30 protein-coding genes are annotated in these 16,191 nt (G+C 60.4%); 28 read left to right on the top strand and 2 right to left on the bottom strand.

Annotated elements, in window-relative coordinates; genetic code table 11:
* Together ACNA1V_RS15650 and rpsJ are read left to right on the top strand one after the other, a co-directional pair.
* The coding region (locus tag ACNA1V_RS15650; RefSeq protein ID WP_462937409.1) for an EF-Tu C-terminal domain-related protein at positions 1–220 on the top strand (220 nt) is incomplete at its 5' end.
* Positions 221–285: 65 nt separating this feature from the next.
* On the top strand, positions 286–594 hold the full coding sequence (rpsJ, locus tag ACNA1V_RS15655) for a 30S ribosomal protein S10 (protein ID WP_068375295.1): 309 nt from the start codon (positions 286–288) through the stop codon (positions 592–594).
* 118 nt (positions 595–712) lie between these two features.
* Here the strand turns inward: rpsJ and ACNA1V_RS15660 are convergent, their stop codons facing one another.
* Together ACNA1V_RS15660 and ACNA1V_RS15665 are read right to left on the bottom strand one after the other, a co-directional pair.
* The gene (locus ACNA1V_RS15660) at positions 713–1,621 is read right to left on the bottom strand and encodes a glutamate racemase (RefSeq protein ID WP_415834535.1); all 909 of its coding nucleotides are present in this window, start codon (positions 1,619–1,621) and stop codon (positions 713–715) included.
* A gap of 92 nt (positions 1,622–1,713) precedes the next feature.
* Positions 1,714–2,331, bottom strand: coding sequence for a trimeric intracellular cation channel family protein (locus ACNA1V_RS15665; protein ID WP_415834536.1), 618 nt, complete (start codon positions 2,329–2,331; stop codon positions 1,714–1,716).
* Positions 2,332–2,516: 185 nt separating this feature from the next.
* Between ACNA1V_RS15665 and ACNA1V_RS15670 the strand changes: the two genes are divergently transcribed.
* The 26 genes from ACNA1V_RS15670 to rpsD all read left to right on the top strand — a co-directional run bounded on the left by ACNA1V_RS15670 (position 2,517) and on the right by rpsD (position 15,966).
* Positions 2,517–3,425, top strand: a complete 909-nt coding sequence (locus ACNA1V_RS15670; RefSeq protein WP_415834537.1) for a LysR family transcriptional regulator — start codon at positions 2,517–2,519, stop codon at positions 3,423–3,425.
* A gap of 264 nt (positions 3,426–3,689) precedes the next feature.
* The gene (rplC, locus tag ACNA1V_RS15675; protein WP_068375308.1) at positions 3,690–4,379 is read left to right on the top strand and encodes a 50S ribosomal protein L3; all 690 of its coding nucleotides are present in this window, start codon (positions 3,690–3,692) and stop codon (positions 4,377–4,379) included.
* 3 nt (positions 4,380–4,382) lie between these two features.
* Positions 4,383–5,003, top strand: a complete 621-nt coding sequence (rplD, locus tag ACNA1V_RS15680; RefSeq protein ID WP_415834538.1) for a 50S ribosomal protein L4 — start codon at positions 4,383–4,385, stop codon at positions 5,001–5,003.
* The gene (rplW, locus tag ACNA1V_RS15685; RefSeq protein WP_068375313.1) at positions 5,000–5,296 is read left to right on the top strand and encodes a 50S ribosomal protein L23; all 297 of its coding nucleotides are present in this window, start codon (positions 5,000–5,002) and stop codon (positions 5,294–5,296) included. The genes rplD and rplW overlap by 4 nt, the downstream gene beginning before the upstream one ends.
* Positions 5,297–6,124, top strand: a complete 828-nt coding sequence (gene rplB / locus ACNA1V_RS15690) for a 50S ribosomal protein L2 (RefSeq protein WP_415834539.1) — start codon at positions 5,297–5,299, stop codon at positions 6,122–6,124.
* Between the two features lie 12 nt (positions 6,125–6,136).
* The gene (rpsS, locus tag ACNA1V_RS15695) at positions 6,137–6,412 is read left to right on the top strand and encodes a 30S ribosomal protein S19 (protein WP_068375319.1); all 276 of its coding nucleotides are present in this window, start codon (positions 6,137–6,139) and stop codon (positions 6,410–6,412) included.
* Positions 6,413–6,415: 3 nt separating this feature from the next.
* Positions 6,416–6,745, top strand: a complete 330-nt coding sequence (gene rplV / locus ACNA1V_RS15700; RefSeq protein WP_415834540.1) for a 50S ribosomal protein L22 — start codon at positions 6,416–6,418, stop codon at positions 6,743–6,745.
* A gap of 9 nt (positions 6,746–6,754) precedes the next feature.
* Positions 6,755–7,543: a 30S ribosomal protein S3 gene (gene rpsC / locus ACNA1V_RS15705; protein ID WP_068375323.1), complete on the top strand. Its 789-nt coding sequence runs from the start codon at positions 6,755–6,757 to the stop codon at positions 7,541–7,543.
* Between the two features lie 2 nt (positions 7,544–7,545).
* Entirely contained in the window at positions 7,546–7,962 is a 417-nt protein-coding gene (gene rplP, locus ACNA1V_RS15710) for a 50S ribosomal protein L16 (protein WP_068375326.1), read from the top strand.
* Between the two features lie 10 nt (positions 7,963–7,972).
* Positions 7,973–8,164: a 50S ribosomal protein L29 gene (rpmC, locus tag ACNA1V_RS15715; protein WP_068375329.1), complete on the top strand. Its 192-nt coding sequence runs from the start codon at positions 7,973–7,975 to the stop codon at positions 8,162–8,164.
* Position 8,165: 1 nt separating this feature from the next.
* Complete coding sequence (gene rpsQ / locus ACNA1V_RS15720) at positions 8,166–8,447, top strand: 30S ribosomal protein S17 (RefSeq protein ID WP_068375338.1); 282 nt, start codon at positions 8,166–8,168, stop codon at positions 8,445–8,447.
* A gap of 368 nt (positions 8,448–8,815) precedes the next feature.
* Positions 8,816–9,184, top strand: coding sequence for a 50S ribosomal protein L14 (gene rplN / locus ACNA1V_RS15725; protein WP_068375341.1), 369 nt, complete (start codon positions 8,816–8,818; stop codon positions 9,182–9,184).
* Between the two features lie 10 nt (positions 9,185–9,194).
* Positions 9,195–9,515 carry a 50S ribosomal protein L24 gene (rplX, locus tag ACNA1V_RS15730; protein ID WP_415834541.1) on the top strand — a complete coding sequence of 107 codons (321 nt, stop codon included), beginning with the start codon at positions 9,195–9,197 and terminating at the stop codon, positions 9,513–9,515.
* A 9-nt stretch (positions 9,516–9,524) separates the two neighbouring features.
* Complete coding sequence (gene rplE / locus ACNA1V_RS15735) at positions 9,525–10,064, top strand: 50S ribosomal protein L5 (RefSeq protein ID WP_068375347.1); 540 nt, start codon at positions 9,525–9,527, stop codon at positions 10,062–10,064.
* A 10-nt stretch (positions 10,065–10,074) separates the two neighbouring features.
* The gene (gene rpsN, locus ACNA1V_RS15740; protein WP_068375350.1) at positions 10,075–10,380 is read left to right on the top strand and encodes a 30S ribosomal protein S14; all 306 of its coding nucleotides are present in this window, start codon (positions 10,075–10,077) and stop codon (positions 10,378–10,380) included.
* A gap of 11 nt (positions 10,381–10,391) precedes the next feature.
* Complete coding sequence (rpsH, locus tag ACNA1V_RS15745) at positions 10,392–10,787, top strand: 30S ribosomal protein S8 (RefSeq protein ID WP_068375353.1); 396 nt, start codon at positions 10,392–10,394, stop codon at positions 10,785–10,787.
* 12 nt (positions 10,788–10,799) lie between these two features.
* Positions 10,800–11,333 carry a 50S ribosomal protein L6 gene (rplF, locus tag ACNA1V_RS15750; RefSeq protein ID WP_415834542.1) on the top strand — a complete coding sequence of 178 codons (534 nt, stop codon included), beginning with the start codon at positions 10,800–10,802 and terminating at the stop codon, positions 11,331–11,333.
* 21 nt (positions 11,334–11,354) lie between these two features.
* Positions 11,355–11,711: a 50S ribosomal protein L18 gene (gene rplR, locus ACNA1V_RS15755; RefSeq protein ID WP_068375359.1), complete on the top strand. Its 357-nt coding sequence runs from the start codon at positions 11,355–11,357 to the stop codon at positions 11,709–11,711.
* Positions 11,712–11,726: 15 nt separating this feature from the next.
* Positions 11,727–12,248: a 30S ribosomal protein S5 gene (gene rpsE, locus ACNA1V_RS15760; protein WP_068375360.1), complete on the top strand. Its 522-nt coding sequence runs from the start codon at positions 11,727–11,729 to the stop codon at positions 12,246–12,248.
* A gap of 3 nt (positions 12,249–12,251) precedes the next feature.
* Entirely contained in the window at positions 12,252–12,437 is a 186-nt protein-coding gene (gene rpmD / locus ACNA1V_RS15765) for a 50S ribosomal protein L30 (protein ID WP_415834543.1), read from the top strand.
* Positions 12,438–12,446: 9 nt separating this feature from the next.
* Positions 12,447–12,887: a 50S ribosomal protein L15 gene (gene rplO / locus ACNA1V_RS15770; protein ID WP_415834544.1), complete on the top strand. Its 441-nt coding sequence runs from the start codon at positions 12,447–12,449 to the stop codon at positions 12,885–12,887.
* Positions 12,888–12,901: 14 nt separating this feature from the next.
* Positions 12,902–14,233 carry a preprotein translocase subunit SecY gene (gene secY, locus ACNA1V_RS15775; RefSeq protein ID WP_068375370.1) on the top strand — a complete coding sequence of 444 codons (1,332 nt, stop codon included), beginning with the start codon at positions 12,902–12,904 and terminating at the stop codon, positions 14,231–14,233.
* Positions 14,234–14,250: 17 nt separating this feature from the next.
* Positions 14,251–14,469, top strand: a complete 219-nt coding sequence (gene infA / locus ACNA1V_RS15780; RefSeq protein WP_068375372.1) for a translation initiation factor IF-1 — start codon at positions 14,251–14,253, stop codon at positions 14,467–14,469.
* A gap of 79 nt (positions 14,470–14,548) precedes the next feature.
* The gene (gene rpsM / locus ACNA1V_RS15785; RefSeq protein WP_415834545.1) at positions 14,549–14,914 is read left to right on the top strand and encodes a 30S ribosomal protein S13; all 366 of its coding nucleotides are present in this window, start codon (positions 14,549–14,551) and stop codon (positions 14,912–14,914) included.
* Between the two features lie 15 nt (positions 14,915–14,929).
* Positions 14,930–15,331 (top strand): 30S ribosomal protein S11, encoded by a 402-nt coding sequence (gene rpsK, locus ACNA1V_RS15790; RefSeq protein ID WP_415834546.1) that lies wholly within the window; start codon positions 14,930–14,932, stop codon positions 15,329–15,331.
* Between the two features lie 11 nt (positions 15,332–15,342).
* Positions 15,343–15,966 (top strand): 30S ribosomal protein S4, encoded by a 624-nt coding sequence (rpsD, locus tag ACNA1V_RS15795; protein WP_415834547.1) that lies wholly within the window; start codon positions 15,343–15,345, stop codon positions 15,964–15,966.
* Positions 15,967–16,191 lie beyond the last annotated feature (225 nt).

A 16,191-nucleotide genomic window follows, 5' to 3' on the forward strand; every position in this document is an offset into this window, starting at 1 on the left:
GTTCTTCAACGGCTATCGTCCCCAGTTCTACTTCCGTACCACGGACGTGACGGGCACGATCGACCTGCCGGCTGACAAGGAAATGGTTCTGCCGGGCGACAACGTCTCCATCGTTGTGAAGCTGCTGGCCCCCATCGCCATGGAAGAAGGCCTGCGTTTCGCCATCCGTGAAGGCGGTCGTACCGTCGGCGCCGGCGTCGTTGCCAGCATCATCAAGTAAGCATTGCTGCTTGTTGCGGGAACCCTCGGGTTCCCGCGTCCAAATTGCGTTCTTTAGGAATTCCAATGAAAAACCAGAAAATCCGCATCCGTCTGAAAGCGTTCGACTATAAACTCATCGACCAATCGGCCGCTGAAATCGTCGAAACCGCCAAGCGCACTGGTGCTGTGGTCCGTGGTCCGGTTCCCCTGCCCACCCGTATCCGTCGCTATGATGTGCTGCGTTCGCCGCACGTCAACAAGACGTCGCGTGATCAGTTCGAAATCCGTACGCACCAACGCCTGATGGATATCGTGGATCCCACCGACAAGACGGTTGATGCGCTGATGCGCCTGGACTTGCCGGCTGGTGTGGACGTCGATATCGCTGTCTAAGCGTTATCGCACTCTTGCGGGGCGCGGCGGTTCTTCGGAGCGCCTGGCTGCCCTGACGCAAGAACAAAGACACTCTACGGAGTGTCTTTTTTTTCGCCCCTGGATTTTGTGCAGGGGTTTAAGGAAGCTGTATCGGAATGGGGTCGAGATTGACGCCGAGCCGGGTCAGCATTTCCTTCAATCCGGCGATGGGGTAGGTCTCGGATTCGCTCGCCAGGCATAGGGTGCGGCCCTGGCCTGGCGATAGATGGGGCTGTAGTTGGGGCAGCAGGGTTTCTGCCGGATCCACGAAGGCCAGTCGGGGCGCTGCGGCTTCGAAGTAGTGGCGTAGCCAGGGCAGGTGGGTGGAGGACAGTGTGCAGGTATCTACCTGGGGCAGTTCGCGCTGCAATCGGTCCATGAAGGCCTGGACGGCTTGCCGGGTGGCCTCGGGCCGGGAAAGAAAGCTGCCGTCTTCGACATACGCCACCAGTGATGAGGCATTGACCAGGGCCACCGGGCCTATGCTGTTGGCCGCCGATGTGCCTGGGGCCGCGGAGGCGGCAGCCACGGGAGCTGCGATGGCGGACGTCGCGACGGCGGATGCAGTGTTGCGGGCAGACTGAACCTGCGTGGCGATATACGCACGGATTTCGGGGCTGCTGACCAGGGATTGCACACCCAGTACCGCTGCATGACCGGAGCGTGAGCGCGCGAGGGCGGCGGCAACAGGCGGATAGATGCCGAGCACGGGGACGGGCATGGCGGGGCGCAGGGCATCGAGCACCATGACGGAAGGTGCGTTCGAGGCCAGGACGACTGCCTGCGCACCCTGGCCGGCCAGGTATTTGATGGCGGCGCCGACGGAGGCCCGTAGTTCGGCCGGTGTGCGCATGCCATAAGGAAAGCTGGCGCGATCCGCGAAATAGATAATGTCCTGCTCGGGAAAGTGTTGGCGCACCAGTTCAACAATGGCGTAGCTGCCAATGCCGGCATCGAAAATGCCAATGGGACGGTGCAGTGGCGTTGCGTGAGTACCGATAGGCATGCTGGCTCCGGTCAATGGCTGATGGAATCAGCCTGTGCCAGCCGGGCGGGAGTGGAAGGCGTACGCCGGCGTGGCGCACGCCTGGGCGGCGGCTACTGATCGCCCCGGCTGTAGATGAATTTTGGCATGCTCCAGTCGAAACGCAGCGCCAGCAGGCGCAGCGTCAGGCCGGCGACCATGGCTGTGCCCATGACCATGTTGTGGGGCAGGTCCAGCGCCAGGCCGCCGATATAGAGGCAACCGGTAAAAATGGACACGGTGGCATAGAGTTCGCTGCGGAACAACAGCGGAATATCGTTGCAGAGGATATCCCGCAGCACGCCGCCCACGCAGCCGGTGATCATGCCGGAAGCGATGATGATGATGACCGGCAGCTGCATTTCCATGGCGATGTTGCAGCCGATCACGGTAAAGACGACGAGGCCGATGGCATCCAGGAACAGGAACAGCTTGTGCAGGCGGTGCATGAAGCGCGCCACGGCGATGGTCAGCAGCGCGGCGCCGCCGGTAATCAGCAGATAGTGAGGGTGTTGAACCCAGGTCAGCGGGTAGTGTCCCAGTACGATATCGCGCGCAGAGCCGCCGCCCAGTGCGGTGATGCACCCCAATAGAAATACGCCGACCCAGTCCATGTTGCGGCGGCCGGCGGCCAGGGCGGCGGTAATGCCTTCGGCGACGATGGCGATCAGGTACAGGATGTGCAGCAGCATGACGGGAAAGGGAAGAGGATAGGGCGCCGGTATTTTAGAGGGTGCGAGAGTTGTCTTGGCGGCCGGAATGATTCCGCTATCATAGTCGCTGGGGGCGCGCCATGGCAGCGCGCGGTGCGGGAAGATGGGTGTGGAAGGTTGCAGCCGGCCTCGGCGTATGTCCGGGCTGGCCTGGAGCGTACGGGATGCGGCGTGATCTGAACGACCTTTATTACTATGTGCAGGTGGTCGAGCATGGCGGGTTCGCGCCTGCAGGCCGGGTGCTGGGTGTGCCCAAATCAAAGTTGAGCCGGCATGTGGCCATGCTGGAAGAGCGCCTGGGCGTACGCTTGATCCAGCGCTCCACGCGCCGCTTTTCCGTGACGGATGTCGGGCAGGTGTATTACACGCATTGCAAGGCCATGCTGGTCGAGGCCGATGCTGCCGACGAGGCCGTCGCCCTGGCGCATTCCGAACCCCGCGGGATGGTACGCATGACCTGTCCCGTTGCGCTGCTGGATGCCAGTGTGGGAGAGATGGTCGCGAATTTCATGGCGCGCCATGCGCTGGTGGATATTCACCTGGAAGAGACCAATCGCCGTGTCGATGTCGTGGGCGAAGGCGTGGACATTGCCATCCGGGTGCGGCCGCCGCCCCTGGAGGACAGTGAACTGGTGATGCGTGTGCTGGGGCGCCGGCGGCAATGCCTGGTCGCCAGCCCGGCCCTGCTGGCGCGGGAGGGCAAGCCGCGGGAGCTGGAAGATTTGCGTCGCCTGCCCAGCATGGGGCATGGCTTGCAGCGCGGGGATTTCACCTGGCATCTGCTGGGGCCGGACAAAAGCGAAGTCGTACTGCGTCACCAGCCGCGCCTGGTGACGCGCGGCCTGAACGTGCTGCGCGATGCGGCCGTGCGGGGCGTTGGCGTGGTGCAGCTGCCTTATATGACGATCAGCCAGGAGCTGGCCCGGGGGGAACTGGTAATGCTCCTGCCGGGTTGGGAGCCGCCGTGCGGCATCATCCATGCCGTGTTCGCCTCGCGCCGCGGGCAGTTGCCGGCGGTTCGCGCTTTGCTGGACTTCCTGGCCGAGAGTTTTGCGGCACAGGGCGAAGAGTAGGCGCAGGGGCTGGGCGCACTGCACTTGACAAAAGTGTTGTGAGCACGCCATGGATTGCGCATTTTCTGCGCATCATGCTAGAATCGGAGACTTGCCCTAACTGGGGCATTATTCATGTGCGTGCAAACAGTCCGCATGCCGCGTTTTTTTTCGCGTCAGGCGGGGTGCCATGGAAGCCGAGGTTTCCTGGTGCAGCTGTTGTGTGCATTAACGCAGCCCCGACCAATCGTAGTCGGGATTAGGGTTACAACCCCGGAGAAAACAATGTCGAATCCGACACCCACGCCTGCCGCGTTCCGGCTTGGGCTGGTGGGGCGCAAAGTCGGCATGACCCGCATTTTCACGGATGATGGCGTGTCCATCCCCGTGACCGTGCTGGACGTGTCGAACAACCGCGTCGCCCAGGTCAAGTCCGTCGAAACCGACGGCTATGCAGCTGTGCAACTGGCCTATGGCGAACGCCGCGCTTCCCGCGTGACCAAGCCTGAAACCGGCCACTTTGCCAAGGCAGGCATCGAAGCCGGCAGCTCCCTCAAGGAGTTCCGTCTTGACCCCGCCCGCGCCGCCGAGTTCGCTCCTGGCGCCGTCGTTGCCGTTGAAAGCGTGTTTGAAGCCGGCCAGAAGGTCGATGTCACCGGCACGAGCATCGGTAAGGGCTTTGCAGGTACCATCAAGCGCCACAACTTCGGCTCTCAGCGTGCTTCGCACGGTAACTCCCGCTCGCACCGCGTGCCCGGCTCCATCGGCCAGGCGCAGGATCCGGGCCGGATTTTCCCGGGCAAGAAGATGTCTGGCCACATGGGCGACGTGACCCGCACCGTTCAGAACCTGGACATCGTGCGCGTTGACGCCGAACGCGGTCTGTTGCTCGTCAAGGGCGCCGTTCCCGGTCACGCTGGCGCTAACATCATTGTGCGTCCTGCCGTCAAGACGCCGCTGAAGAAGGGTGCCTAAGCCATGGAAATCAAGCTCCTGAACGAACAAGGCCAGTCCGAATCGACCGTCAGCGTCCCGGACGCGGTGTTTGGTCGTGACTTCAACGAAGCCCTGGTGCACCAGATCGTCGTTGCCTTCCAGGCCAATGCCCGCAGCGGCAACCGTGCCCAGAAGGGTCGTGACGAAGTCAAGCACTCCACCAAGAAGCCGTGGCGCCAGAAAGGTACGGGCCGTGCCCGCGCCGGTATGACGTCCTCGCCGCTGTGGCGTGGGGGTGGTCGCGCATTCCCGAACTCGCCCGACGAAAACTTCAGCCAGAAGATCAACAAGAAGATGTATCGCGCAGGTATGCGTTCGATCCTCTCTCAGCTGGCTCGCGAAGGCCGTGTGGCCGTCGTGGAAGACTTCGCGCTGGAAACGCCCAAGACCAAGCAGGCCGTTGAACGCCTGAAGACGCTGGGCCTCGAGTCGGTGCTGATCGTCACGGATTCCGTTGATGAGAACACCTATCTGGCAACGCGCAACCTGCCGCACGTTGCTGTGATCGAGCCGCGCTACATCGACCCGCTGTCGCTGATTCACTACAAGAATCTGCTGATCACCAAGGCTGCGGTCGCGCAATTCGAGGAGATGCTGGGATGAGCACGGAACGTTTGCTGCAAGTCATTCTGGCGCCCATCGTGACCGAAAAGGCCACGTTCATCGCCGAAAAGAACGAACAAATCGCCTTCCGTGTGGTTGCTGACGCGACCAAGCCGGAAATCAAGGCTGCCGTCGAACTGCTCTTCAAGGTGCAGGTCGAGTCCGTGCAGGTCCTCAATCGCAAGGGCAAAGTCAAACGCTTCGGTCGTTTCAATGGCCGTCGCCGCAATGAGCGCAAGGCCTATGTCTCGCTCAAGCCGGGTCAGCAGATCGACTTTGCGGAGGTGAACTAAATGGCCCTCGTTAAAGTCAAGCCGACTTCCGCCGGCCGTCGTGGCCTGATCAAGGTCGTCAACGACAAGCTGCACAAGGGTGCGCCCTACGCACCGCTGCTCGAAAAGAAGAGCCGTGGTTCGGGCCGCAACAACAATGGTCACATCACGGTGCGTCACCGTGGCGGTGGTCACAAGCAGCACTATCGTGTTATCGACTTCCGTCGTAACAAAGATGGTATCCCGGCACGCGTCGAGCGTCTGGAATATGACCCCAACCGTACCGCGCACATCGCTCTGCTGGTGTACGCAGACGGCGAGCGCCGCTACATCATCGCTCCCCGTGGCCTGGAAGTTGGCGCAACGGTGTTCTCCGGTGTGGATGCGCCGATCCGCGTAGGCAATACGCTGCCGATCCGCAACATTCCGGTGGGTTCGACCATTCACGGTATCGAGCTGCTGCCGGGCAAGGGTGCCCAGATGGCACGTTCGGCTGGTGCTTCCGCTGTGCTGCTGGCTCGCGAAGGCGTTTACGCCCAAGTGCGTCTGCGCTCCGGCGAAGTGCGCCGCGTGCACATCGAGTGCCGCGCCACCATCGGTGAAGTCGGTAACGAAGAACACAGCCTGCGCCAGATCGGCAAGGCCGGTGCCGTGCGTTGGCGCGGTATCCGTCCGACGGTCCGCGGTGTTGCCATGAACCCGATCGACCACCCGCACGGTGGTGGTGAAGGTCGTACTGGCGAAGCACGCGAGCCTGTCAGCCCCTGGGGTACTCCGGCGAAGGGTTTCAAGACCCGTCGCAACAAGCGGACGAACAACATGATCGTCCAACGGCGCAAGCGCAAGTAAGAGGCGAACATCATGTCCCGTTCCGTCAAGAAAGGCCCGTTTGTCGATTCGCACCTGGTTTCCAAGGTCGAAAAGGCAATCGCGGGCAACGACAAGAGGCCGATCAAAACCTGGTCGCGCCGTTCCACCGTCCTGCCGGAGTTCATCGGCTTGACGATTGCTGTGCACAACGGTCGTCAGCACGTTCCCGTTTATATCAACGAGAACATGGTTGGCCACAAGTTGGGCGAGTTCGCACTGACCCGTACGTTCAAGGGCCACGCTGCGGACAAGAAGGCCAAGAGGTAAGCGATGGAAACTACCGCCAATGTCCGTGGGGTTCGTATCTCCGCTCAGAAAGTCCGTCTGGTCGCTGACCAGATCCGTGGCAAGTCTGTGGCGCAGGCACTGACCATCCTCACGTTCTCGCCCAAGAAGGCCGCCGTCATCCTGAAGAAGGCTGTCGATTCGGCTATCGCCAACGCTGAACACAACGACGGCGCTGATATCGACGAACTGAAGGTCACCACGATCTACGTCGATAAGGCCCAGTCGCTGAAGCGTTTTTCCGCACGCGCTAAAGGCCGCGGTAACCGTATCGAGAAGCAGACCTGCCACATTGTGGTTAAGGTCGGCGCCTAAGGAGTCAAGATGGGTCAGAAAATTCACCCTACTGGGTTCCGCCTGGCAGTCTCGCGTGACTGGACTTCCCGCTGGTTCGCTGGCGATTCGTCGTATCGCACGATGCTGGCTGAAGATATCCGCGTCCGCGAGTATCTGAAGAAGAAGCTCAAGAGCGCATCCGTTGGCCGCGTGGTCATCGAGCGTCCTGCCAAGAATGCCCGTATCACTGTTTACTCGGCTCGTCCGGGCGTGGTGATCGGCAAGCGCGGCGAGGACATCGAAAGCCTGAAGAGCGATCTGCAGCGTCTGATGGGCGTGCCCGTGCACGTCAACATCGAAGAAATCCGCAAGCCGGAAACCGACGCTCAGCTGATCGCCGATTCGATCGCCCAGCAGCTCGAAAAGCGCATCATGTTCCGTCGCGCCATGAAGCGTGCGATGCAAAATGCCATGCGCCTGGGTGCGCAAGGCATCAAGATCATGAGCTCGGGCCGTCTGAACGGTATCGAAATCGCCCGTACCGAATGGTATCGCGAAGGCCGTGTGCCCCTGCACACGCTGCGCGCCAACATCGACTACGGCACGTCCGAAGCCCAAACCACCTACGGTATCATCGGTATCAAGGTCTGGGTTTACAAGGGCGATCGTCTGCCTAACGGCGAACTGCCGCCCGAAGTGGCTGTTGCGCCGCGTGATGAAGAGCGCCGCCCGCGTCGTCCCCGTGGCGACCGTCCGGACAACCGTCGCCCCGGTGGCGCCGGTCGTGGCCGTGGTCCGCGCAAGTCTGATGCTGCCTCGGCGGCTGAAGGAGAATAAGCATGCTGCAACCGGCACGCAGGAAATACCGCAAAGAGCAGAAGGGCCGTAACACCGGCCTGGCGACGCGCGGCACCGCCGTCTCGTTCGGCGAATTCGGTCTGAAGGCCACGGGCCGCGGTCGTCTGACCGCTCGTCAGATCGAAGCTGCACGTCGTGCTATCAACCGTCACATCAAGCGTGGTGGCCGGATCTGGATCCGTATTTTCCCGGACAAACCGATCTCGCAAAAACCTGCTGAAGTGCGTATGGGTAATGGTAAGGGTAACCCGGAGTACTGGGTTGCTGAAATTCAGCCCGGCAAGGTGCTGTACGAGATGGAAGGGGTCAGCGAAGAGCTGGCGCGCGAGGCGTTCCGCCTGGCTGCTGCCAAGCTGCCGATCTCGACCGTGTTCGTGTCGCGTCATATCGGTGCTTGAGGAGATCGACATGAAAGCTAGCGAACTTCGAGCCAAAGACGCTGCCGAGCTCGGCAAGGAACTCGAAAGCCTGCTGAAGGCACAATTCAATCTGCGTCTGCAGAAGGCCACTCAGCAGCTTGCCAATCACAGCCAGATCCGCAAGGTTCGTCGCGACATCGCTCGCGTGCGTACTCTGCTGACGGAAAAGGCGGGAAACTGATATGAGCGAAACCCAAAACACCACTCCGGCCAAGCGTCAGCGTACGCTGATCGGCAAGGTCGTCAGCAACAAGATGGACAAGACCGTCGTGGTGCTGGTTGAGCGCCGTACCAAGCACCCGCTGTACGGCAAGATCGTTGTGCGTTCCAATAAGTACAAGGCGCATGACGAAGCCAACCAATACAACGAAGGCGACATCGTCGAAATCGCGGAAGGTCGTCCGCTGTCCCGTTCCAAGTCCTGGAGCGTGACGCGCCTGATCGAAGCGGTTCGCGTGATCTAAGCCATCGGTGCTATGTTCACTTCCGCTTCGAAAGGGGCGGAAGTGCATGAAGCAAGCCTTGCCAGCCAGGGCTTGCTTTTTTCATGGACGTCCGCCAGTGTTGCGTTTTCGGAAATATTGTGGACTTTAACTAGCCTCTGTGCTAAATTCGTGAGCTTACCTGGACGTTTTGCTGAAGTATGGCTGTGGCCAGGTAGTTTTATCCGCAGGATTTTCATCCCAGGGTGACGGCGCAAGCGTCTCGGACGCACCTGCCGTGATCTAACGGGGCCAAAACTGGCGGGGGCATGTTGTTTCTGGATTGGGTGCCGTAGCGGCATCCGGGCAGGGACGACATGGATTCCGGTTAAGTTGGAACAAGGACAATCATGATTCAAATGCAGACCACGCTGGACGTGGCCGACAACACCGGTGCACGGTCAGTGATGTGCATCAAGGTGCTCGGCGGTTCCAAGCGCCGTTATGCCGCCATTGGCGACATCATCAAGGTGAGCGTCAAAGATGCGGCTCCCCGCGGCCGCGTCAAGAAGGGCGAGATCTACAACGCCGTCGTCGTGCGCACCGCCAAGGGCGTGCGCCGTAAAGACGGTTCGCTGATCCGTTTTGGCGGCAATGCCGCTGTTTTGCTCAATGCCAAGCTGGAGCCTATCGGCACCCGCATCTTCGGACCGGTGACGCGCGAGCTGCGTTCCGACCGCTTCATGAAGATCGTGTCGCTGGCACCGGAAGTGCTGTAAGGAGCATACGATGAACAAGATTCGCAAAGGCGACGAAGTCGTCGTGCTGGCTGGCCGCAGCCGCAAGCAGCGCGGTGTCGTGCTGGCCCGTCTTGATGCCGACCACGTTCTGGTCGAAGGCGTCAATGTGGTGAAGAAGCACGTGCGCCCCAATCCCATGCAAGGCACCACGGGCGGTATCGTCGAAAAGACCCTGCCCATCCACATCTCGAATATCGCAATCTTCAACCCTGCCACCGGCAAGGCTGATCGCGTCGGGATCAAGGAAGTCGATGGCCGCAAGGTGCGCGTGTACCGCTCCAACGGCGAAATCGTCGGCGCCAAGGCTTAAGGAACTGACATGGCTCGTTTTCAAGAACTGTATCGCGACAAGATCGCACCCGAACTGAAGGAAAAGTTCGGCTACAAGAGCGTCATGGAAGTGCCGCGCATCACCAAGATCACCCTGAACATGGGTGTGTCCGAAGCGGTTGCCGACAAGAAGATCATTGAAAATGCCGCAGGCGATCTGACCAAGATCGCTGGCCAGAAGGTCGTCATCACGAAGACCCGCAAGGCTATCGCCGGCTTCAAGATCCGTGAAGACTACCCGATCGGCTGCATGGTGACCCTGCGTGGTCAACGCATGTACGAATTCCTGGACCGTCTGGTCACCGTGGCCCTGCCGCGCGTGCGTGACTTCCGTGGTATTTCCGGTCGTGCGTTCGATGGTCGTGGCAACTACAACGTCGGGGTCAAGGAACAGATCATTTTCCCCGAAATCGAGTACGACAAGATCGACGCGCTGCGTGGCCTGAACATCAGTATCACGACCACTGCCAAGACCGACGAGGAAGCAAAGGCGCTGTTGACGGCGTTCCGTTTCCCGTTCCGCAACTAAGGGGCGATACGTGGCTAAACTTTCCCTGATCAATCGCGATATCAAGCGTGCCAAGCTGGCCGCCAAGTTCGCCGCCAAGCGCGCTGCGCTGAAGGCGATCATCGACGATACCTCCAAGACCGACGAAGAGCGTTACGAAGCGCGCCTGAAGCTGCAAGAGCTGCCGCGCAACGCGAACCCGACTCGCCAGCGCAACCGTTGCGCCGTGACCGGTCGTCCCCGCGGCGTGTTCCGCAAATTTGGCCTGGCTCGTCACAAAGTGCGTGAATACGCAATGCGTGGTGAGATTCCTGGCGTCACCAAGGCCAGCTGGTAGGAGATTCAATTATGAGCATGAGCGATCCCATCGCCGATATGCTGACTCGCATCCGTAATGCGCAGCAAGTTGACAAGGCTTCGGTGAGCATGCCCTCCTCGAAGCTGAAAGTGGCAATTGCTGCTGTGCTGAAGGACGAAGGCTATATCGAGAGTTTCGAAGTCAAGGGTGGCTCGGCCAAGCCCGAGCTGGAAATTTCCCTGAAGTATTACGCTGGCCGTCCCGTGATCGAGCGCATCGAGCGCGTGTCGCGCCCCGGTCTGCGTATTTACAAGGGTCGCACCAGCATTCCTCAGGTCATGAACGGCCTGGGCGTCGCCATCGTGTCCACCTCGCGTGGCGTGATGACCGACCGCAAGGCTCGCGCCAATGGCGTGGGCGGCGAAGTGCTGTGCTACGTGGCCTAAGGAGAGATTCGAATGTCACGTATTGCAAAATACCCCGTTGAACTGCCGAAGGGTGTGGAAGTTACCCTGAGCCAGGACCAGATCGTCGTCAAGGGCCCCCTGGGCAGCCTGACGCAAGCGCTGGACGGTAACGTCGTGATCAAGCAGGAAGACGGCAATCTGTCGTTCGTCGCTGCTAACGACAGCCGCCACGCCAACGCCATGTCCGGTACCGTGCGCGCGCTGGTCGCCAACATGGTTGCTGGTGTGAGCAAGGGCTTCGAGCGCAAACTGACGCTGATCGGCGTGGGCTTCCGTGCCCAGGCCCAAGCTGACGCGGTCAAGCTTCAACTCGGTTTCTCGCACGACATCGTGCACCCGCTGCCCGCCGGTATCAAGGCGGAAACCCCCACGCCGACCGAAATCGTGCTGAAGGGTTCCGACAAGCAGGTGCTGGGCCAGACCGCCGCGAAGATTCGCGCCTATCGCAAGCCGGAACCCTATAAGGGCAAGGGCGTGCGCTACGCTGACGAATTCGTGGCGATCAAGGAAACCAAGAAGAAGTAATCGCGCAAGCAAGGAAACATTATGAACAAGAATCTTTCCCGTTTGCGTCGTGCGGTGCCTACTCGCCGGAAAATTGCCGAACTGGGCGCTCATCGCCTGACGGTTTTCCGCTCGAACCTGCACATCTACGCAAACATCATTTCGCCGGAAGGCAACCGCGTGCTGGTCAGCGCTTCCACCCAGGAAGCCGAAGTCCGCAAGCTGCTGGAAGGCAATGGCGGCAACGTCGCTGCTGCTACCCTGGTGGGCAAGCGCGTGGCCGAGAAGGCCAAGGCCGCCGGCATCGAAAGCGTGGCTTTCGATCGCTCGGGTTTCCGTTATCACGGTCGTGTGAAGGCTTTGGCCGAAGCCGCGCGTGAAGCCGGTCTCAAGTTCTAAGCGAGGGATTGTCAAATGGCTAAAGTACAAGGCAAGAACGCCGCTGAGAAAGAAATCGACGACGGCTTCCGCGAAAAGATGATCGCGGTCAACCGCGTCAGCAAAGTCGTCAAGGGTGGTCGCACCATGAGCTTTGCTGCGCTGACCGTGGTTGGCGATGGCGACGGCCGTATCGGCATGGGTAAGGGCAAGGCCCGCGAAGTGCCGGTGTCCGTTCAGAAGGCAATGGAACAAGCCCGTCGCGGCCTGTTCAAGGTGCCTCTGAAGAATGGCACGCTGCATCACACGGTGGTTGGCAAGCACGGCGCCTCGACGGTGCTGATCTCGCCGGCAGCCGAAGGTACCGGCGTCATCGCCGGCGGCCCGATGCGCGCCATCTTCGAAGTGATGGGCGTCCGTAACGTGGTTGCCAAGAGCCTGGGCTCGAGCAACCCCTACAACATGGTCCGCGCCACGCTGAATGGTCTGCGTGCGGCCCAGACGCCGGCGGAAGTTGCTGCAAAGCGCGGCAAGTCCGTCGAAGAAATCCTGGGGTAAGTCATGGCTCAGAAGCAAATCAAGGTTACGCTGGTGCGTTCGGTCATCGGCACCCACAAGTCGCACCGTGAAACGGTTCGCGGCCTGGGGCTGCGCGGTATGAACAGCAGCAAGGTGCTGGTCGATACGCCGGAAGTGCGTGGGATGATCCGCAAGGTCGATTATCTCGTTACCGTCTCGGACGTCTAAGGAAATACGATGTCGGAAATTCAACTCAACAGCCTGGCCCCGGCAGAAGGTAGCAAGCGCGCCCGTCGCCGCGTCGGCCGTGGTATCGGTTCCGGTCTGGGCAAAACCGCCGGCCGTGGCCACAAGGGTCAGAAATCCCGTACCGGTGGTTTCCACAAGGTCGGCTTTGAAGGCGGTCAAATGCCGCTGCAACGCCGCCTGCCCAAGCGTGGCTTCAAATCCTTGAATCGTCACCTGTATGCTGAGGTTCGCCTGTCCGAGCTGCAAGGCCTGCCCGTCGATGAAGTCGATGTGCAAGTGCTGAAGCAAGCCGGTGTGGTGGGTCAGGCCGTGCGTTTCGCGAAAGTCGTCAAGTCCGGCGAACTGACGCGCAAGCTGGTCCTGAAGGGCATCACGGCGACGGCCGGCGCCCGCGCCGCCATTGAGGCGGCCGGCGGCTCGCTGGCTTGATCACGAGGTGATGTGTGGCTAAAGCGCAGGCACTGGGCAAGACCGGACCCCGATACGGCGATCTGAAGCGTCGGTTGGTGTTCCTGTTGCTCGCGCTGGTTGTTTACCGGCTCGGCACGCATATTCCCGTTCCTGGTATCAACCCCGATGCGCTGTCGGACTTGTTCCGTCAGCACTCGGGTGGGATCCTGGGCCTGTTCAACATGTTTTCTGGCGGGGCGCTTGAGCGTTTCTCCGTCTTCGCGCTGGGCATCATGCCCTATATCTCCGCGTCCATCATCATGCAGTTGATGTCCGTGGTGGTTCCTTCGCTGGAAGCGCTGAAGAAGGAAGGCGAAGCAGGGCGCCGCAAGATCACCCAGTACACGCGGTATTTCACCGTTGTGCTGGCGCTGGCCCAGGCTATCGGTATTTCGGTGGCTCTGGAATCCCAGCAGGGGCTTATCCTTGCAGGTACCAGTGCGATGCTGTTCCGGTTTACGACCGTCGTGACGCTGGTCACCGGCACCATGTTCATCATGTGGCTGGGCGAACAGATCACCGAGCGTGGCCTGGGTAACGGTATCTCGATCCTGATCTTCGCCGGTATCGTGGCCGGGCTGCCTTCGGCAGTCGGGGGCCTGTTGGACCTGGTGCGTACCAGTGCTATGTCGGTGCCTGCCGCGTTGTTCATCGTCGCACTCTCCATCGCCGTGACGGCGTTGGTAGTGTTCGTCGAGCGTGCGCAGCGCAGGATCACCGTCAACTATGCGAAACGCCAGGTGGGTAACAAGCTTTATGGTGGCCAGAGCTCGCATCTGCCCCTGAAGCTGAATATGGCAGGTGTGATCCCTCCGATCTTCGCCTCGTCCATCATTCTGTTGCCCGCCACGGTGGCCAGCTGGTTTGCCACTGGCGAGAGCATGCGTTGGCTGAGTGACCTGGCTGCGGCTTTGCAACCGCGTCAGCCGCTGTATGTCACCCTGTACGCCACTGCCATCATCTTTTTCTGCTTCTTCTACACGGCCCTGGTGTTCAACAGCCGTGAAACTGCGGACAATCTCAAGAAGAGCGGCGCTTTTGTGCCGGGGATTCGTCCTGGTGAGCAAACCGCGCGATATATCGACAAGATCCTCATGCGCCTGACTCTGGCGGGCGCGTTGTATATCACGCTGGTGTGCTTGATTCCCGAGTTTTTGGTGATGCGTTGGAATGTTCCGTTCCTGTTTGGCGGCACTTCCCTGCTCATCATGGTGGTGGTAACCATGGACTTCATGGCCCAGGTTCAAGCCTACATGATGTCTCATCAATATGACTCTCTGCTCAAGAAGGCAAACTTCAAGGGCGGGAACCGACCCTTGCGCTAGTAGAGTGGTAGCAGAAAATGGCAAAGGACGATGTCATTCAGATGCAGGGCGAGGTTATTGAAAACCTCCCCAACGCAACTTTCCGCGTCAAGCTGGAAAACGGCCATGTTGTACTTGGCCACATTTCCGGCAAGATGCGCATGCATTACATCCGGATCCTGCCGGGTGACAAGGTCACAGTGGAGCTCACGCCCTATGACCTGTCGCGTGCCAGGATCGTATTCCGGTCCAAGTGATCCGGTCGGGGTACAGGGACTAACAGGATTCAGATCGGTTTAGCCGGTCATTAGCAACGGATTTATTCAAGGAACAGTCATGGCCCGTATTGCTGGCATCAATATTCCGCCGCAACAACACGCCGAGATCGGCCTGACCGCCATCTACGGCATTGGTCGTACCCGTGCTCGCAAGATTTGCGAAGCCGCAGGCGTACCTGTGGACAAGAAGGTCAAGGATCTCACCGACGCTGAGCTGGAGCGTATCCGCGAACACGTCGGTGTCTTCACCGTCGAAGGTGATCTGCGTCGTGAAGTGCAGCTTTCCATCAAGCGCCTCATCGACCTGGGTACCTATCGTGGCATGCGTCACAAGCGTGGCCTGCCGGTTCGCGGTCAGCGCACTCGCACGAACGCTCGTACCCGTAAGGGTCCGCGTCGCGCCGCAGCGTCTCTGAAGAAATAATCAAGGATAGACATCATGGCCAAAGCTTCGTCGAGCGGCGCCTCGCGCGTCCGTAAAAAGGTCAAGAAGAACGTATCGGACGGTATCGCCCACGTTCACGCTTCTTTCAACAACACGATCATCACGATCACCGACCGTCAGGGCAATGCCCTGGCCTGGGCTACCTCCGGTGGCGCAGGTTTCAAGGGTTCGCGTAAATCGACCCCGTTCGCAGCGCAGGTTGCTGCCGAGAGCGCCGGTCGCGTGGCGATCGAGTATGGCATCAAGACGCTGGAAGTCCGCATCAAGGGACCTGGTCCCGGCCGCGAATCTTCGGTGCGCGCGCTGAATGCGCTGGGCATCAAGATCTCCAGCATTGCTGACATCACGCCGGTGCCGCACAACGGCTGCCGTCCGCCCAAGCGCCGTCGTATTTAAGGGAAAACCACATGGCACGTTACATTGGCCCCAAGTGCAAGCTCTCGCGTCGCGAGGGTACCGATCTGTTCCTGAAGAGCGCCCGCCGTTCGCTGGATTCCAAGTGCAAGCTGGATTCCAAGCCCGGTCAGCACGGCCGCACCTCCGGTGCCCGTACGTCCGACTACGGTCTGCAGCTGCGTGAGAAGCAAAAGCTCAAGCGCATGTACGGCGTTCTGGAAAAACAGTTCCGCAAGTACTTTGAAGAAGCCGAGCGCCGTCGTGGCAACACCGGCGAAATCCTGATCCAGTTGCTGGAATCGCGTCTGGACAACGTCGTTTACCGCATGGGCTTCGGTTCCACGCGCGCTGAAGCCCGCCAGCTGGTGGCTCACCGCGCTATCGAACTGAACGGCCATACGGCTGACATCCCGTCCATGCTGATCAAGGCAGGTGACGTGATCGGCGTGCGCGAGAAGGCCAAGGGCCAGGCTCGTATCAAGGAAGCCCTGGATCTGGCCGCCAGCCAAGGCATGCCGCAGTGGGTGGAAGTTGACGCCACCAAGCTGGTCGGTACCTTCAAGTCCGCCCCGGATCGTTCCGACGTCGCTCGCGACATCAACGAATCCATGGTCGTGGAACTTTACTCGCGTTAATCGACGCGATTATCGGGTCTGGCGCCGCCATTCCGGTGGCGGTGCGCTATACTCCGATTCTTGTTCGGCAGCCGCGTGCATTTGCACCCGGCTGCCTGTTGCATGTGTGTCGCGGGCGGGTGCCCCGATGTTAACTTCATCGCCGCGCCCAGCCAGACGGCATCCATGCAACAGGCAGTCTGCCCCGCCATCCCGACGGATGGCCGCCTTGTTTGGCGGTATAGG

Source organism: Kerstersia similis, assembly GCF_965139615.1.
GTDB lineage: Bacteria > Pseudomonadota > Gammaproteobacteria > Burkholderiales > Burkholderiaceae_B > Kerstersia > Kerstersia similis.

Excerpts from the sequence above, each read along its gene's own strand:
- rpsJ (WP_068375295.1), top strand. The coding sequence starts at position 286 with ATGAAAAACCAGAAAATCCGCATCCGTCTGAAAGCGTTCGACTATAAA.
- ACNA1V_RS15660 (WP_415834535.1), bottom strand. The coding sequence starts at position 1,621 with ATGCCTATCGGTACTCACGCAACGCCACTGCACCGTCCCATTGGCATT.
- ACNA1V_RS15665 (WP_415834536.1), bottom strand. The coding sequence starts at position 2,331 with ATGCTGCTGCACATCCTGTACCTGATCGCCATCGTCGCCGAAGGCATT.
- ACNA1V_RS15670 (WP_415834537.1), top strand. The coding sequence starts at position 2,517 with ATGCGGCGTGATCTGAACGACCTTTATTACTATGTGCAGGTGGTCGAG.
- rplC (WP_068375308.1), top strand. The coding sequence starts at position 3,690 with ATGTCGAATCCGACACCCACGCCTGCCGCGTTCCGGCTTGGGCTGGTG.
- rplD (WP_415834538.1), top strand. The coding sequence starts at position 4,383 with ATGGAAATCAAGCTCCTGAACGAACAAGGCCAGTCCGAATCGACCGTC.
- rplW (WP_068375313.1), top strand. The coding sequence starts at position 5,000 with ATGAGCACGGAACGTTTGCTGCAAGTCATTCTGGCGCCCATCGTGACC.
- rplB (WP_415834539.1), top strand. The coding sequence starts at position 5,297 with ATGGCCCTCGTTAAAGTCAAGCCGACTTCCGCCGGCCGTCGTGGCCTG.
- rpsS (WP_068375319.1), top strand. The coding sequence starts at position 6,137 with ATGTCCCGTTCCGTCAAGAAAGGCCCGTTTGTCGATTCGCACCTGGTT.
- rplV (WP_415834540.1), top strand. The coding sequence starts at position 6,416 with ATGGAAACTACCGCCAATGTCCGTGGGGTTCGTATCTCCGCTCAGAAA.
- rpsC (WP_068375323.1), top strand. The coding sequence starts at position 6,755 with ATGGGTCAGAAAATTCACCCTACTGGGTTCCGCCTGGCAGTCTCGCGT.
- rplP (WP_068375326.1), top strand. The coding sequence starts at position 7,546 with ATGCTGCAACCGGCACGCAGGAAATACCGCAAAGAGCAGAAGGGCCGT.
- rpmC (WP_068375329.1), top strand. The coding sequence starts at position 7,973 with ATGAAAGCTAGCGAACTTCGAGCCAAAGACGCTGCCGAGCTCGGCAAG.
- rpsQ (WP_068375338.1), top strand. The coding sequence starts at position 8,166 with ATGAGCGAAACCCAAAACACCACTCCGGCCAAGCGTCAGCGTACGCTG.
- rplN (WP_068375341.1), top strand. The coding sequence starts at position 8,816 with ATGATTCAAATGCAGACCACGCTGGACGTGGCCGACAACACCGGTGCA.
- rplX (WP_415834541.1), top strand. The coding sequence starts at position 9,195 with ATGAACAAGATTCGCAAAGGCGACGAAGTCGTCGTGCTGGCTGGCCGC.
- rplE (WP_068375347.1), top strand. The coding sequence starts at position 9,525 with ATGGCTCGTTTTCAAGAACTGTATCGCGACAAGATCGCACCCGAACTG.
- rpsH (WP_068375353.1), top strand. The coding sequence starts at position 10,392 with ATGAGCATGAGCGATCCCATCGCCGATATGCTGACTCGCATCCGTAAT.
- rplF (WP_415834542.1), top strand. The coding sequence starts at position 10,800 with ATGTCACGTATTGCAAAATACCCCGTTGAACTGCCGAAGGGTGTGGAA.
- rplR (WP_068375359.1), top strand. The coding sequence starts at position 11,355 with ATGAACAAGAATCTTTCCCGTTTGCGTCGTGCGGTGCCTACTCGCCGG.
- rpsE (WP_068375360.1), top strand. The coding sequence starts at position 11,727 with ATGGCTAAAGTACAAGGCAAGAACGCCGCTGAGAAAGAAATCGACGAC.
- rpmD (WP_415834543.1), top strand. The coding sequence starts at position 12,252 with ATGGCTCAGAAGCAAATCAAGGTTACGCTGGTGCGTTCGGTCATCGGC.
- rplO (WP_415834544.1), top strand. The coding sequence starts at position 12,447 with ATGTCGGAAATTCAACTCAACAGCCTGGCCCCGGCAGAAGGTAGCAAG.
- infA (WP_068375372.1), top strand. The coding sequence starts at position 14,251 with ATGGCAAAGGACGATGTCATTCAGATGCAGGGCGAGGTTATTGAAAAC.
- rpsM (WP_415834545.1), top strand. The coding sequence starts at position 14,549 with ATGGCCCGTATTGCTGGCATCAATATTCCGCCGCAACAACACGCCGAG.
- rpsK (WP_415834546.1), top strand. The coding sequence starts at position 14,930 with ATGGCCAAAGCTTCGTCGAGCGGCGCCTCGCGCGTCCGTAAAAAGGTC.
- rpsD (WP_415834547.1), top strand. The coding sequence starts at position 15,343 with ATGGCACGTTACATTGGCCCCAAGTGCAAGCTCTCGCGTCGCGAGGGT.